This is a genomic window from Serinicoccus sp. CUA-874 (assembly GCF_001942225.1).
Lineage (GTDB): Bacteria > Actinomycetota > Actinomycetes > Actinomycetales > Dermatophilaceae > Ornithinicoccus > Ornithinicoccus marinus.
The window spans coordinates 223193-237596 of sequence record NZ_MKJZ01000022.1 but is presented as its reverse complement, the minus strand read 5'-3'; the positions used below and the strand labels follow the sequence as shown (position 1 = coordinate 237596).

Annotated in this window: 12 protein-coding genes and 1 pseudogene; 2 read left to right on the top strand and 11 right to left on the bottom strand. The window is 74.6% G+C overall.

Going from position 1 to position 14404, the window contains the following annotated elements; genetic code table 11:
• Positions 1-15 precede the first annotated feature (15 nt).
• Positions 16-1011, top strand: coding sequence for a stage II sporulation protein M (locus tag BJF80_RS07915; protein WP_075812913.1), 996 nt, complete (start codon positions 16-18; stop codon positions 1009-1011).
• Positions 1012-1115: 104 nt separating this feature from the next.
• On the opposite strand, the gene BJF80_RS07910 is transcribed toward BJF80_RS07915, so the two are convergent.
• The 9 genes and pseudogenes from BJF80_RS07910 to BJF80_RS07870 all read right to left on the bottom strand — a co-directional run bounded on the left by BJF80_RS07910 (position 1116) and on the right by BJF80_RS07870 (position 10472).
• Positions 1116-2426 (bottom strand): DUF58 domain-containing protein, encoded by a 1311-nt coding sequence (locus tag BJF80_RS07910; protein WP_075812718.1) that lies wholly within the window; start codon positions 2424-2426, stop codon positions 1116-1118.
• A 12-nt stretch (positions 2427-2438) separates the two neighbouring features.
• Positions 2439-3463 (bottom strand): annotated as a pseudogene (locus tag BJF80_RS07905) (AAA family ATPase).
• On the bottom strand, positions 3460-4725 hold the full coding sequence (locus BJF80_RS07900) for a DUF4350 domain-containing protein (protein ID WP_075812716.1): 1266 nt from the start codon (positions 4723-4725) through the stop codon (positions 3460-3462). The pseudogene BJF80_RS07905 and the gene BJF80_RS07900 overlap by 4 nt, the downstream one beginning before the upstream one ends.
• On the bottom strand, positions 4722-5402 hold the full coding sequence (locus BJF80_RS07895; RefSeq protein ID WP_075812714.1) for a DUF4129 domain-containing protein: 681 nt from the start codon (positions 5400-5402) through the stop codon (positions 4722-4724). The genes BJF80_RS07900 and BJF80_RS07895 overlap by 4 nt, the downstream gene beginning before the upstream one ends.
• Positions 5403-5416: 14 nt before the next feature.
• Positions 5417-6460 carry a hypothetical protein gene (locus tag BJF80_RS07890; protein WP_075816535.1) on the bottom strand — a complete coding sequence of 348 codons (1044 nt, stop codon included), beginning with the start codon at positions 6458-6460 and terminating at the stop codon, positions 5417-5419.
• 172 nt (positions 6461-6632) lie between these two features.
• Complete coding sequence (locus BJF80_RS07885) at positions 6633-7199, bottom strand: uridine kinase family protein (RefSeq protein ID WP_237767489.1); 567 nt, start codon at positions 7197-7199, stop codon at positions 6633-6635.
• Between the two features lie 44 nt (positions 7200-7243).
• Entirely contained in the window at positions 7244-7855 is a 612-nt protein-coding gene (locus tag BJF80_RS07880) for a hypothetical protein (RefSeq protein WP_075812708.1), read from the bottom strand.
• 39 nt (positions 7856-7894) lie between these two features.
• Entirely contained in the window at positions 7895-9592 is a 1698-nt protein-coding gene (locus tag BJF80_RS07875; RefSeq protein WP_414899286.1) for a phospho-sugar mutase, read from the bottom strand.
• A 40-nt stretch (positions 9593-9632) separates the two neighbouring features.
• Positions 9633-10472, bottom strand: a complete 840-nt coding sequence (locus tag BJF80_RS07870) for a purine-nucleoside phosphorylase (RefSeq protein ID WP_075812706.1) — start codon at positions 10470-10472, stop codon at positions 9633-9635.
• Positions 10473-10503: 31 nt separating this feature from the next.
• On the opposite strand from BJF80_RS07870, the gene BJF80_RS07865 reads away from it, so the two are divergent.
• Complete coding sequence (locus BJF80_RS07865; RefSeq protein WP_083673533.1) at positions 10504-12081, top strand: NAD(P)H-quinone dehydrogenase; 1578 nt, start codon at positions 10504-10506, stop codon at positions 12079-12081.
• Here BJF80_RS07865 and BJF80_RS07860 read toward each other — a convergent pair.
• Together BJF80_RS07860 and BJF80_RS07855 are read right to left on the bottom strand one after the other, a co-directional pair.
• On the bottom strand, positions 12071-13852 hold the full coding sequence (locus BJF80_RS07860) for an acetyl/propionyl/methylcrotonyl-CoA carboxylase subunit alpha (RefSeq protein ID WP_075812704.1): 1782 nt from the start codon (positions 13850-13852) through the stop codon (positions 12071-12073). The genes BJF80_RS07865 and BJF80_RS07860 overlap by 11 nt on opposite strands.
• 86 nt (positions 13853-13938) lie before the next feature.
• Entirely contained in the window at positions 13939-14325 is a 387-nt protein-coding gene (locus BJF80_RS07855; RefSeq protein WP_075812702.1) for a MerR family transcriptional regulator, read from the bottom strand.
• Between the last annotated feature and the right edge of the window lie 79 nt (positions 14326-14404).

Here is a 14404-nt window from a genome sequence, read left to right as displayed (position 1 = left end):
GCCTACCGTGGTCCCGTGGACCTTGATGCGCTGGTGGGGCGGCGGAGCGCGGCGTGGGAGCGGCTGGACCGGCTCTCGCGGGAGCGCCGGCTGGACGGCGCGCAGGCCGACGAGCTGCTCGACGGCTACCAGCGGGCCGCCACCGACCTGTCGGTCGTGCGTTCCAGCGCCCCCGACGCCACGGTCGTGACGCACCTGTCGACCCTGGTGGCACGTGCCCGGGCCCGCGCGGCGCGCGTGCCGACGATGTCCTGGGCGGGCATCGGCCGCTTCTTCGCCGAGGACTTCCCGGCCGCGCTCTATCGTTTGCGGTGGTGGTGGGGGATCACCGCCGCGGCCAACGTCGTCGTCGGCCTGGTGCTGGGGTGGTGGCTGGTGCAGAACCCGGTCGTCGAGCAGTCCCTGCTCAGCACCGAGCAGGTCACCGAGCTGGTCAACGTCAGCTTCGAGTCCTACTACTCCGAGCACGCGGCGAGCAGCTTCTCCACGCTGGTCTGGGTCAACAATGCCTGGGTGGCGGCGCGCTGCATCGGCATGGGCGTGCTCGGTGTGCCGGTGATCTGGCTGCTGTGGCAGAACATCGCTAACGTCGCGGTCATCGGCTCGCTCATGCACCGGCACGGGCGCGCCGACGTCTTCTGGGGGCTCATCACGCCGCACGGTCTGCTCGAGCTCATGGCGATCTTCGTCGCGGCCGGGGTCGGGCTGCGGCTGTTCTGGGCCTGGGTCGCGCCCGGGCGCCGGACCCGGCTGGCCAACCTCGCGGCCGAGGGGCGCACCGCGGCCGGTGTCGCGATCGGGCTGGTCTTCGTCCTGCTGCTCTCGGGCGTCATCGAGGGCTTTGTCACGCCCTCGCCGCTGCCGACGTGGGCGCGGGTCGGGATCGGTGTCCTCGCCCTGCTGCTCTTCTTCGTGTATGTCTTCACGCTGGGCCGGCGGGCGGCGCTGCGGGGTGCGGACGGTGACGTCGGCGAGGAGCTGCAGGCGGCCTCCGCGCCCACCTCGGCCTGACCGGCACACCTCCCAGGCGTAGGACGAGGCAGTCCGTGACCGGGAGGCCGAGGCGGTGCCGCCGGTCGACGCAGACCGTGGGGCCGGTCGGGGGAGCGGGAGGGTCAGAGCAGGCCCTGGGCCTTGAGCGCCAGGTAGTGGTCGGACAGGGCCACGGGCAGGTCCTCGGGCGACTCGTCGAGCACGGTGACGCCGAGCTGGTTCAGCGCGACGGCGGTGCGGTGCCGCAGCGACTCGGTGCGCTCGGCCGCGGCGGCGGCGTAGGTCTGCTCGACCCGGTCGGTGCCGGTCCGGATGTCCTCCAGGGCCGGGTCGGCGACCGAGGCGACGACGACCCGGTGGTGCGCGGTGAGGCCGGGCAGCACCGGCAGCAGGCCCTCCTCCAGCGCGGCGGGCTCGAGCGGGGTGAGCAGCACGACGAGCGCGCGGCGGCGGGTCAGTGAGGTCACCGCCCCGGCGAGGAGGGGCCAGTCTGCCTCGAGCAGCACCGGCTCCAGCGGGGCCATCGCCGTGACGAGCTGGTGCAGCAGCCCCGAGCGGCCGGCCGTGGTGCCCGACCCGACTCTCGCCCGGATGCTGCGGTCCCCGGCGACCAGGTCGACGCGGTCGCCCGCCCGGGAGGCGAGCGCCGCGAGGAGCAGGGCGGCGTCCATCGCGGCGTCCAGCCGCGGCTCGTCACCGATCCGGGCGGCGCTGGTGCGGGCGGTGTCGAGGACGAGGATGACGCGCCGGTCGCGCTCGGGCTGCCAGGTCCGCACGACGACGTGCTGGCGCCGCGCCGTGGCCCGCCAGTCGATGGAGCGCACGTCATCGCCCTCGACGTAGTCGCGCAGCGAGTCGAACTCGGTGCCCTGACCCCGGGTGCGCACCGCGGACCGACCATCGAGCTGGCGCAGCTGGGCGAGCTTGGCCGGCAGGTGCCGTCGCGAGCGGAAGGGCGGCAGCGAGCGCACCACCCCGGGCACGGGCGTGGTCCGCTGGCGTCCACCGAGGCCCAGCGGGCCGAAGGTGCGCACCGTCACCCCCACCGCAGGGCGGTCGCCGCGGCGGGTCGGCCGCAGCGCGGTATGGACCGTCCGCCGCTCACCGCCCGGCAGGTCCAGCGGGTGCCGGGTCGGCTCCTGGGCACCGGCCGAGGGGACCCACGCGTCCCGGAGAAGCCCCCGGACACGTCGCGAGCCGGGGTTGGTGACCGTCAGCGTCGTCCGCGTCTCCTCGAGCAGCCGCACCTGCGGCACCGGGGCGCGCTCGAGCAGCAGCGATCGCGGCGCGGGCGCCAGGGCGACGTCGGCGGCGACCAGCACCGCGACCCCGAGCAGCCACGCCGCCGCCACGGCTCCGGCGGAGTCCGGCCACAGCACGACCGGCACCAGCCCGAGCAGGGCCAGTGCCACGACGGGACCACGGACGACCATCGCAGTGCCTGGTCAGCGAGGGACGGGGACGCTGGAGAGGACCGAGTCCAGCACCGAGTCGCTGGTCACGCCCTCGAGCTCGGCCTCCGGGCGGAGCGCCACCCGGTGCGCCAGGGTGGCCCGGGCCAGCGCCTTGACGTCGTCCGGCGTGACGAAGTCGCGCCCGGACAGCCACGCCCAGGCCCGGGCCGTGCCCATGAGGGCGGTGGCCCCGCGAGGCTGACGCCGAGCTGCAGCGAGGGCGCCTCGCGGGTCGCCCGGGCGAGGTCGACGACATACCCGATGACCTCGGGGGAGACCTGCACCTCCCGGACGGCGGCCGCACCCGCCGCGAGGTCCTCGGGGGTGGCGACCGCGCGCACCCCGGCGGCAGCGAGGTCGCGCGGGTCGAAGCCGGCCGCGTGCCGCTCCAGCACCTTGGTCTCGTCCTCGCGCGGCGGCAGCGGCAGCGTGACCTTCATGAGGAAGCGGTCCAGCTGGGCCTCGGGGAGGGGGTAGGTGCCCTCGTACTCCACCGGGTTCTGCGTCGCCGCCACGAGGAACGGGGTGGGCAGCGGACGGGATGTCCCGTCGACGGTGACCTGGCGCTCCTCCATGGCCTCGAGCAGGGACGACTGCGTCTTGGGCGGGGTGCGGTTGATCTCGTCGGCCAGCAGCAGGTTGGTGAAGACCGGGCCGGGGCGGAACTCGAACTCGCCGCGACCGCTGTCGTAGACCATCGACCCGGTGACGTCCCCGGGCATGAGGTCGGGGGTGAACTGCACCCGCTTGGTGTCGATCGACAGGGCCGCGGCCAGCGTGCGCACCAGCAGGGTCTTGGCGACGCCGGGCACACCCTCGAGCAGGATGTGGCCGCGGGCCAGGAGCGCGACGATGAGACCGGACACGGCCTGGTCCTGCCCGACCACGGCCTTGGCGACCTCGGCGCGGACGGCGTGGAGCGCCGTGCGGGCGGCCTCGGCACGGTCGGCGGAGGGGCCGGGCGAGGTCGGGGCGGGCCCCTCCGGCGGCGTCGTCGGGTCGTGCTGGTCGGTCATGGTGTCCTCTCGCGAGTCGGTCGGGGCGCTGGTGCGCCACCAGGAGCGGGTTCGGGGGTCGCCGGTCCGGAGACGGCCGGTGCGGCTGCCCGCGTCGTGGGTCGCCGCACCTGCGCCTCGAGGTCGTGGATCTCCCGGACCAGGCGCACGAGGGAGGTGTCGTCGGGCAGCGCGGGCGGGTCCACGAGCAGCCGGCGGGCCCGGGCGTCGTCGGTGTCGGTGGCCCCGCTCACCGCCCGCACCAGGGCGTCCGGGCCGGCACCGGTCGGCAGCCCCAGCACCGGCGCGATCCGGCGTCGCGCCCCGGCCTGGACGGCGCGGGCCGCGTGGTCGCGGTCGTGCGCCTGGTGATAGAGCCGGCCGCGGCTGAGGGTGGTCTCGGTGGCACGCACCACGGCGGGCAGCGGCTCGGTGACCACCGCCCCGAGGCGTCGTCCCTGCCAGAGGGCGAGGGCCAGCACACCGCCGGCGACGACCCACAGCGCGGCGGTGAGGTTGCGGGGCAGCACGTCCCACAGCGAGGAGGCGGCGTCCAGCCCGGCGTCGCCCGGTTGCGGCAGCACCCAGAGCAGCCGGTCGCTGGCACCCAGCGCACGCAGCGCCAGCGCCGCGTTGGCCTCCTCGGTGATCTGCGCGTTGGTCCAGGCCGGGCCGGTGCCGGCGATCACCGTGACCGGCCGGTCCGGCTGCGCCTCGAGGACGAGCAGGGCGCCCTCGCGCGCGCCGCCGGCGTTGTGACCCGCCCCAGGCGGGTAGCACGCCGTGGTCCCCGCCCGGTCCTCGCCGCCGGCCGAGAAGAGCACGTCCCACCCGACGACCCGGTCGCCCTCGCGGACCAGCGGGTGCGAGCAGTCCGCGGCGACGGAGATGCCGGACCCGCTGCTCGTGTCGATGTCGAGCCCGAGCGCTGCGCCGACGTCGCGGCCCGGGTCGTCGGTGAGCACGACCAGGCGGTCGAGTCCCGCGGTCGCCAGCTCGGCGAGCAGGTCGGGCCCGCTCTCCGGCCCGAGGTATGCCGTGTGCGGCAGCAGCACCGACGTGCCGGGACCGAGGTCGGCCGGGTCGAGCTCGCTGGTCCCGGCGACGATATCCACCTCCACGCCCTGGGACACCAGCACCTCGTGCAGCGCCTGCGCCCCGTCCGGGCCGGGGTTCATCGGGTGCAGCAGCTCACCTGAGCGTGGGGTCGTCAGCATCGCTGCCACGACCACGGCGGCGAGGGCGAGCAAGGCCCACGGGGCATACCGGCGCAGCGCCCTCACGACGGCACCGTCGAGCGCGGTGCAGCCGCCGCGAGCTCGGGTCGTGAGTCCAGCAGCCGCTCGTCGAGCGCGAGCACGGCCTGCGCCTGCTCGGTGCTCGCGCGGTGGTCGCCGTAGCGGACCGCGTCGAAGACGTCACCGGCCCGCCGCAGGTCGTCGGCGTGCACCGGGAAGACGGGGGAGAGCTCCTGGGCCACCTCGTGCGCGGTGCGGCCCGGGCGGTCGTCGAGCAGCGTGCGCTCGATGGCTCCGGCGGCGAGCGCCCGGTAGCCGTCGAGGACGGCCTCGTCGACCCGTCCCGCCGACAGCGCCTCCCGGGCGCTGGTGCGGTAGTCGGCCGCGGAGCGCCGCACACCGCCCAGGACCGGTCCCGCAGCGGTCTGCGGGGCGAGCCGTCCCGCGCGCCACCGGTCGCGGCTGGCGAAGACCAGGACGGCCGCCACCGCGCAGAGCACCAGACCGAGCACCGCCCAGGTCGTCCACGGGGGCAGCGCGCCCAGGTCGGGGACGTCCGGCAGCTGCTCGACGAACCATCTCCAGGCCCGGGTCAGCCAGGGCTCCTGCAGCCGGTAGTCGCCGGACTCCAGCTCCTCGGTCAGCAGGCGTCGCGCCTCGTCCCGGTCCGGGTCGAGCGGAGCGGCGGGCAGGGTGTGTCCCGCCTGCCGGGGCCAGGGCATACCTGTCTTCCTGGTCAGCCCGACCGCTGGGCGGCCCGCGCCTGCGCCGACCGCACGAGCGAGACGTCCAGACCCTCACGCCGGATGCGCTGGTCGAGGTAGAGCAGCGCGGTGACGCCGGCGGTGAACGGGATGGTCAGGGCACCCACCACGAGCTGGAGCGCGTGGTCGGTGACGAGCGCGGCCGGGCTGAGCGGGTCGAGCCAGGCGGGTCCGAGGGCCGCGATGAGGGCACCGGTGATCGGCACCTGGATCACGCCGGCCAGGATCGCGGTGACGATGCCCGCGAGCATCGTGATCCCGACGATGCGCCAGCCCTGGCCGCCCGTGGAGAGGGTCCAGGCGCGGGCGATGCCCCGCCAGGGGCCGACCCGCTCCAGCACCACCGGTGCCGGTGCGAGGCTGAGCCGGCAGGCCGCCCACACGAGACCGACCAGCGCCCCGAGGCTGAGCAGGACGACGAGGAGGACCGACAGCGCGCTGTCCCCGAGCGCCGCGACGATCAGCACGATCAGCAGGACCAGGGCCACGGCGGCGATGACGGTCATGAGGCCGATGAGCAGCACGGTGCCGACGAGCGCGAGCAGCCGGCTGCGGACGGCCCGCCAGGTGTCGCCCAGACCGGCGCGGTCGCCGAGGACGGCCTCCCCGACGACGTGCACGATCATGCCGGTGAGCGTGATGGAGGACAGGCCCGAGAAGATCGCCCCGAGCGTCAGCTGCAGCGCCTGCACGTCGAGGTCGCTCATGCCGGTCAGCACGTTGCCCAGGAGCAGGGAGAGCAGCAGCGAGGGGACGAGCAGGACAGCGAGCACGATGAAGCCCATGCCGATGGTGGCCTCGGGGTTGCGTCGCATCGTCTGCAGCGCACCACCGAAGATGTCGCCCAGGGTGAGCGGGCGCAGCGGCACGACGCCGGGCTGGTGCATCCGGGCGAGCTGCTCGGGCGGCAGCTGCTGCCACTGCGGCTGCTGCTGCGGTGGCTGCTGCCACTGCTGCGGGGGAGCCGGTTGCTGCCACTGCTGCGCGCCCGGCGCCTGTCCCGGGGGCGGGTCCATCGGGCCCGGGGGTACCGGCGGCGGCAGGGGCGTGCGGTCGGGTGGTCCCTGGCCGCCGGGCGGCGGGCCGAAGGGTGGCTGGGTCATCCCCCTGCTCCTCGGTCGGTCTCTCGTGGCTGCGTCGCCGGTGGTCGCTGGAGTCCCCCGGCCCGAGCCTCTGCCTCGCGTGCGGTCATCGGTGCGGCACCGAGCGCCTGCTGCGCGGCCACGATACCCGGCTCGGCGCGGCGCAGGACGTGACCCCGCCGCCACAGGGTGAGCGGGGGCTTGCGGCGCTGGGCGAGGTCGCGCGCCAGGCGCCGGGCGAAGGTCTTCCAGGCTGGTTGCGGATGCACCAGGCGCCCGCGAGCAGGCCGCGCTCGCGCAGCCCGGCCACGACGTGGGCGGCGAAGATCCCCTCGGCGACGACGACGGTATGCCCGTCGCGGCGCACCTCGTGGGTGCCGCTGACGGCCGAGCGGCTGATGTCGTAGACCGGCATGTGCGCGGTGCCCTGGCGGCACAGCTGCTCGAGCGCGTCCAGGGCGGCCTCGCCGTCCCACGAGTCGACGTGGTCCCAGTCCGGCAGGCCGAGAGGACTCATCGGCAGACCGGCGTCCGTGCCCTCGCGGTAGAAGTCGTCGAGCTGGACCACCGGCCAGCCGTGGCGGGCGTGCAGGCGGGAGGCGAGCCGCGACTTCCCGGCGCCGCTGGGGCCGGCGAGGACGAGCACGCGGGCAGGAGGAGGGGCCGGGTCCATGGGCGGACAGTCTAGGAGGGTGCCCGACGGGACCCGACGGCTGCTCAGGCGAGGATCGCGACGAGCGCCAGGCAGATCGCCGCCCCGAGGACGACGATCGCCGGCCAGGCCAGCCGCGTCCGCGCCGCCTCGAGGCCACCGTGCAGCGCTCCGCCGTCCAGCCGCCAGCGCTGCAGCGCGCGCTGCGCCTCGTCGGCCACCCCCTGTGCCGTCGCTCCCGCGTCGCCGCGCCGGCGGGTGGTCTCGGCGAAGTCGTCGATCTGCTGACGCCGGACGCGCTCCCGCTTGGCCGGCACGGCCCAGGCGCTGTGCCGCCGGCCGGCGGTGTCGTGCAGCTCCAGCGCCCACTGGTGGGTGATCTCGTCGACGGCGGCGAAGGGCACGGACGTGTCGGCCACGACATTGGCCAGCAGCACGCCGTCCTCGCGCAGCACGACGTGCGGTCGCAGGAAGAGCGCCCAGGCCACGGCGGCGATGCCGAGGACGAGGGCGACCGCCCCCAGCAGTCCCTCGGTGCGGCCCGACCCGACGTCCCAGATCGTCAGGGCGGCCAGGACCGCGGCACCGGCCACCATGAGCCAGCCTAGGATGCGGGCCGGAAGGGTTCGGTAGACACCGATGACCTCACCGGTGAGTCCCTGGTCGTCCTGCTCCACGCACCGATCCTAGCCCGGTGGGGGCAGGCTCCCGTGGTCTCAGACGGCGGTGAGCTCCTCCATGCCGGCGCGCACGGACGCGAGCCGTCGGGCCGCCTCGTCCCGGGCCGCCGCCAGCGCGGCCCGGTCCTCGACGGGCACGACGGCCTCGAGGTAGACCTTGAGCTTGGGCTCGGTGCCGCTGGGCCGCACGATGACCCGGGTGTCGTCCTCGAGCAGGAAGCGCAGCCCGTCGGTCGGCGGCAGCCCGTCGACACCGTCCGCGAGGTCCTCGGCCCGGGTTACCGGGACACCGCCCAGCTCCTGCGGCGGCTGCTCTCGCAGCCGCGCCATGACCGGCGGGATCTGCGCCAGGTCGCTCACCCGCACCGAGAAGGCGTCGGTCTGGTGCACGCCGTGCCGCTGCGCCAGGTCGTCGAGCAGGTCCGCGAGAGTGCGGCCCTGCTGCGCGAGGGTGGCGGTCAGCTCGGCGGCCAGGAGCGCCGCGGTGACGCCGTCCTTGTCCGGCACGGTCGCCGGGTCGACGCAGTAGCCCAGGGCCTCCTCGTAGCCGTAGGCCAGCCCCGGGACCCGGCCGATCCACTTGAACCCGGTGAGCGTCTCCTCGCCCCGCAGCCCGGCATACCGGGCCATCGCGCCGAGCAACCGGGAGGAGACGATGGAGCGGGCGAGGACCGGGCGGTCGCCGCCGGCGCGCCCGCGGTCGACGACGTGCTGGCCGAGCAGCGCACCGACCTCGTCGCCGCGCAGCATCCGCCAGCCGTCGCCGTCGCGGACCGCGAGCGCGCACCGGTCGGCGTCCGGGTCGTTAGCGATGACGAGGTCGGGGCCGACCTGCTCGGCGAGCTCCAGGGCGGCGTCGATGGCCCCGCTCTCCTCGGGGTTCGGGAAGGCGACGGTCGGGAAGTCCGGGTCCGGCTCGGCCTGGGTGGCCACGGGAGCGGGGGCGGGGAAACCGGCCTGCTCGAAGGCCCGGCGCACGACCTCGGACCCGACCCCGTGCAGCGCGGTGTGCACCACCGACAGCTCGCGCGGGCTGGTCGGGTCGAGCACGGCGACCGCGGCCGCGAGGTAGGACTCGAGGACCTCCTCGCCGAGGGTCTCCCAGCCGTCCTGCGCGAGCGGCACGTCGGCGGTCGCGGTGACCGCGTCGATCTGCTCGGCGATGTCACGGTCGGCGGGAGGCACGATCTGCGAGCCGTCGCCAAGGTAGACCTTGTAGCCGTTGTCCTCCGGCGGGTTGTGGCTCGCCGTCACCATGACCCCGGCGTCGGCCCCGAGGTGGCGGATCGCGAAGGCCAGCACGGGCGTGGGCAGCGGCCGGGGCAGGACCATCGCCCGCCCGCCGGCCGCGGTGACGACGGCAGCGGTGTCGCGGGCGAAGACGTCGGAGTGATGGCGTGCGTCGAAGCCGACGACCACGGCGGGGCCCGGGGTCGCGTCGCCGGACTCCGCCAGCCGCGCCCGGAGGTAGGCCGTCAACCCGGCCGCGGTGCGGATGACGACCGAGCGGTTCATCCGGTTGGGCCCGGCCCCGAGCCGGCCGCGCAGGCCGGCGGTGCCGAACTCGAGGAAGGCGCTGAAGCGGTCCTCGAGGTCCGCCAGCGCGGTGTCGTCGCCGCCCTCGGCGGCGGTGAGCACCTGCTGCAGCTCCTCGCGGGTCGCCGGGTCGGGGTCGTCCTCCAGCCAGGTGCGGGCGGTGCGCAGCAGGTCGGTCGGGTCGCTCACGGGGGTCACCTCTCGTGCGTGTGGGTGGGGCGCGTCGGGGCGGTGGCGCTCAGATGCGCTCGACGATGCGTGCCAGCAGCTCGCCGCAGCGCTGCGCCGCCGCGGCGCCGGCGTCGATGACCTCCTGGTGGTCCAGCGGGGTCTCGCTGATCCCCGCGGCCGGGTTGGTGACCAGGGAGACCCCCAGCACCTCGAGCCCGGACTGCCGCGCCGCGATCGCCTCCAGGGCGGTCGACATACCGGCGAGGTCACCCCCCATCACCTTGGCCATCTGGACCTCGGCCGGGGTCTCGTAGTGCGGCCCCGGGAACTGGACGTAGACGCCCTCGTCGAGGTCGGCGTCGACCTCACGGGCGAGGTCGCGCAGGCGGGGGGAGTAGAGGTCGGTGAGGTCGACGAAGTTCGCCCCCTCGACCGGCGAGGTCGCGGTGAGGTTGATGTGGTCCTTGATGAGCACCGGGGTGCCCGGGGCCCACTCCGGCCGCAGTCCGCCGCAGCCGTTGGTGAGGACGATGGTGGAGCAGCCCGCGGCCGCGGCGGTCCGCACGGCGTGGACCACGGAGCGCACCCCCTTGCCCTCGTAGAAGTGGGTGCGCGTGCCGTAGACGAGCACACGCCGGCCGTTCGCCAGCGGGATCGAGCGCATCGTGCCGGAGTGCCCGGCGACCGCCGCCGCGGCGAAGCCGGGGACGTCGGCGTGGTCGATCTCGGCGTCGGCCTGCCCGAGCGCGTCGGCGGCGGGCTTCCAGCCGGAGCCGAGGACGAGCGCGATGTCGTGCTGCGGCACCCCGGTCCGCTCGGCGATGACGTCGGCCGCCGCCTGCGCCACCTCCAGCGGGTCGGTCGCGGGGTCCTCGAGGGCGAGGTCTCGGGCTGCACCAGTAGTCACGGGCCCAGGGTAGCGATGGTTGGATAGGGGTGTGAGTGCTGGCAACAAGTCCGTCGTCGTCATCGGTGGTGGCCCCGGCGGCTACGAAGCCGCCCTGGCCGCCGCGCAGCTCGGTGCCGAGGTGACCGTCGTCGAACGCTCCGGGCTGGGCGGGGCCGCGGTGCTCACCGACTGCGTGCCGAGCAAGGCGCTCATCGCGACGGCCGACTTCATGGACCGGTTCAGCGCCGCCAAGCGGATCGGCGTGCACTTCGACGGCGCCCAGGTGCCGGGCGACCAGGGCGTCACCGCGCACATCGCCGACGTCAACTCCCGCATCCTCGACCTCGCCCGGGCGCAGAGCCGCGACATCGGTGAGCGGCTGGAGTCAGCCGGGGTCGAGGTCGTGCAGGGCGCCGGCAGCCTGCTTCCGGACGGCCGGGTGCTGATCGTCGAGGGGGTGGACGAGGTCGAGTCCGGCGAGGAGCCGGCCCCGCACGACGACGACTGCGGCGACGCGCATACCCGGCGTGAGGTGGAGGCCGACCTCGTGCTCGTCTCGACCGGTGCCCGCCCGCGGGTGCTGGACTCGGCGCAGCCGGATGGCGAGCGCATCCTCACCTGGCAGCAGATCTGGGACCTCGAGGAGCTGCCCGAGCACCTGGTGGTGATCGGGTCCGGCGTCACCGGCGCCGAGCTGGCGCACGCCTACCTCGGGCTCGGGTGCCAGGTCACGCTGATCTCCTCGCGCGACCGGGTGCTGCCGGGGGAGGACGCCGACGCGGCCAACGTCGTGGAGGAGGTCTTCCGGCGCCGGGGGATGACGGTGCTCAACCGGTCGCGCGCCGGAGCCGTGCGCCGCGAGGGGGACGGCGTGGTCGTGACCCTGGAGGACGGGCGCGAGGTGAGGGGGAGCCACGCGCTGCTCGCCGTCGGCTCGATCCCCAACACCTCGGACATGGGGCTGGAGGAGGCCGGTGTCCGGGTGAGCCCGTCCGGGCACATCGAGGTCGACCGGGTCTCGCGCACCAGCGCGCCCGGGGTGTATGCCGCGGGGGACTGCACCGGCGTCTTCCCGCTCGCCTCGATCGCGGCGATGCAGGGCCGGATCGCGGTGGCGCACTCCCTCGGTGACGCGGTGGCGCCGCTGTCGCTGGGCAAGGTGAGCTCCAACATCTTCACCGACCCCGAGATCGCCACGGTCGGCGTGAGCCAGGCCGACGTCGACGAGGGGCGGGTGGACGCGCGCGCGGTCATGCTGCCGCTGACCAAGAACCCGCGGGCCAAGATGCAGAACCTGCAGGACGGCTTCGTCAAGCTCTTCGCGCGCAGCGGCAGCGCGACGATCGTCGGGGGAGTGGTCGTGGCTCCGCGCGCCAGCGAGCTGATCTTCCCGATCGCGCTCGCCGTCGCCAACCGGCTCAACGTCGACCAGTTCTCGGCGACCTTCACGGTCTACCCGTCGATGAGCGGCTCGCTGTCCGAGGCGCCCGCCAGCTGCACGAGATCGCCGACTGACCCGGCCCGAGGCATACCACCGGGCGTCGCGTGTGGTTGTCCTGGGCAACCATGGGCGGCGCTCGGTGGGGGAGGGCGGACGGTCGGACGGGGGTGTCCGGTCAGTCCTTGAGCTCGCAGATGGCGGCGCCGTTGGTGACGGTGTCGCCGACGGCGGCGGACAAACCGGTGACGGTGCCGCCCTTGTGCGCCTTGATCGGCTGCTCCATCTTCATCGCCTCCAGCACGACGACGACGTCGCCCTCGGCGATGCTCTGGCCCTCCTCGACCGCGATCTTGACGATCGTGCCCTGCATCGGCGCGGTCACCGCGTCACCCGAGGCCGCCGCCGCGCCACCGCCGCCGCGGGAGCGCTTGGGCGCCTTGCGCCGGCCGCCGCCGGACGAGGCACCGCCGCCACCGCCGAGCGACAGCCCGGCCGGCAGCGAGACCTCGAGCCGCTGGCCGCCGACCTCGACGACGAGGTTCTGCCGCTCGCCCTGCTCGCCCGGGTCCTCGGCGGTCGGCCCGGAGTAGGGCTCGATCGTGTTGTCGAAGTCGGTCTCGATCCAGCGGGTATGCACGGTGAAGGGCTGGTCCGTGTCCTCCGGGGCGAACGCGGGGTCGTCGACCACGGCCCGGTGGAAGGCGAGCACGGTGGGCATACCCTCCAGCTCGAACTCGGCGAGCGCCCGGCGCGAGCGCTCCAGCGCCTGCTGCCGGGTCCGCCCGGTGACGATGAGCTTGGCGAGCATCGAGTCAAAGGCTCCGGCCACCGCGTCGCCCTCGAGGACGCCGGAGTCGAGCCGCACGCCAGGTCCCGACGGGGGCCGGAAGACCAGCGCCGTCCCCGGCGCGGGCATGAAGTCGCGACCGGCGTCCTCGGCGTTGAGCCGGAACTCGAAGGAGTGCGCGTGCGGCACCGGGTCGTCGTAGCCAAGCTCCTCGCCGTCGGCGATGCGGAACTGCTCGCGCACCAGGTCGACGCCGGTGACCTCCTCGGTGACCGGGTGCTCCACCTGCAGCCGGGTGTTGACCTCCAGGAAGGAGATGTCACCCTCCGGCCCGACGAGGAACTCGCAGGTCCCGGCGCCGACGTAACCCGCCTGCCGCAGGATGGCCTTGCTCGCCCGCACCAGCTCGGCGTGCTGCTCCTCGCTCAGGAACGGTGCCGGCGCCTCCTCGACGAGCTTCTGGTTGCGCCGCTGCAGCGAGCAGTCGCGGGTCGAGACGACGACGACGTTGCCGTGCTGGTCGGCCAGGCACTGGGTCTCGACGTGCCGGGGACGGTCGAGGAAGCGCTCGACGAAGCACTCGCCGCGGCCGAAGGCGGTGACCGCCTCGCGCACGGCGGAGTCGAACAGGTCGGGGATCTCCTCCATCGTGCGGGCGACCTTGAGGCCACGGCCCCCGCCGCCGTAGGCCGCTTTGATCGCGACCGGCAGGCCGTGCTCGGTCGCGAAGGCGACGACCTCGTCCGGCCCGTCGACCGGGTCGGTCGTGCCGGGCACGAGCGGCGCCTCCGCCTCCAGCGCGATGTGCCGGGCCTTGACCTTGTCGCCGAGCGAGTCGATCGCCTCGGGGGAGGGGCCGATCCAGGTCAGCCCGGCGTCGATGACGGCCTGGGCGAAGGAGGCGTTCTCCGCGAGGAAGCCGTAGCCCGGGTGCACCGCGTCCGCCCCCGCCTGCCGCGCGACATCGAGCAGCTTCTCCTGCAGCAGGTAGGACTCGCCGGGGGTGCTGCCCCCCAGCGCGTAGGCCTCGTCCGCCACCTTCACGTGCAGCGCGTCGCGGTCGGGCTCGGCGTAGACCGCCACCGAGCCCAGGCCCGCGTCGGCGCAGGCGCGGGCGATGCGCACGGCGATCTCGCCGCGGTTGGCTATGAGGACCTTGCTGATCGGCATGGGGGTCACCCTAGCCCCAGGGGTATGCCCGACGCGCGCGACTCCGGCGCGCGCCCGCAGACCTCGCCGGCAGCGGTCGCCGCTGCTCAGGACAGCCGCGCGACGTCCTCGGCGCAGCGCTGCTCCAGCTCGCCCAGCTCGCGCAGGCTGTCCTCGATGTCGCGGCGGCGGCGCTCGAGGTCGGCCCGCCGGTCGCCGATCTGCGAGAGCAGGTAGCGCAGCTGACCGACCTCGCCCGGCTGGTCGTCGTACATGTCGAGGATGGTGGCGATCTCCTCGAGTGAGAAGCCCAGTCGGCGCCCGCGCAGGATGAGCGCGAGGCGGGTGCGCTCGCGGCGGTGGTAGATGCGGCGCTGCCCTTCGCGGTCGGGCCCGAGCAGGCCGAGGTGCTCGTAGTGGCGCAGCGCCCGGTGGGTGACGTCGTAGTCGTCGGCCATCTGCGCGATGGTCCACGTCGTGGTGGCGTCGGTCATGGTTGTCCTTACGTCAAGTCGTCCGGGACCATCTTGCTTGACCTTCGCGTCAACGTCAAGCACGATGGAGGGACGGTGC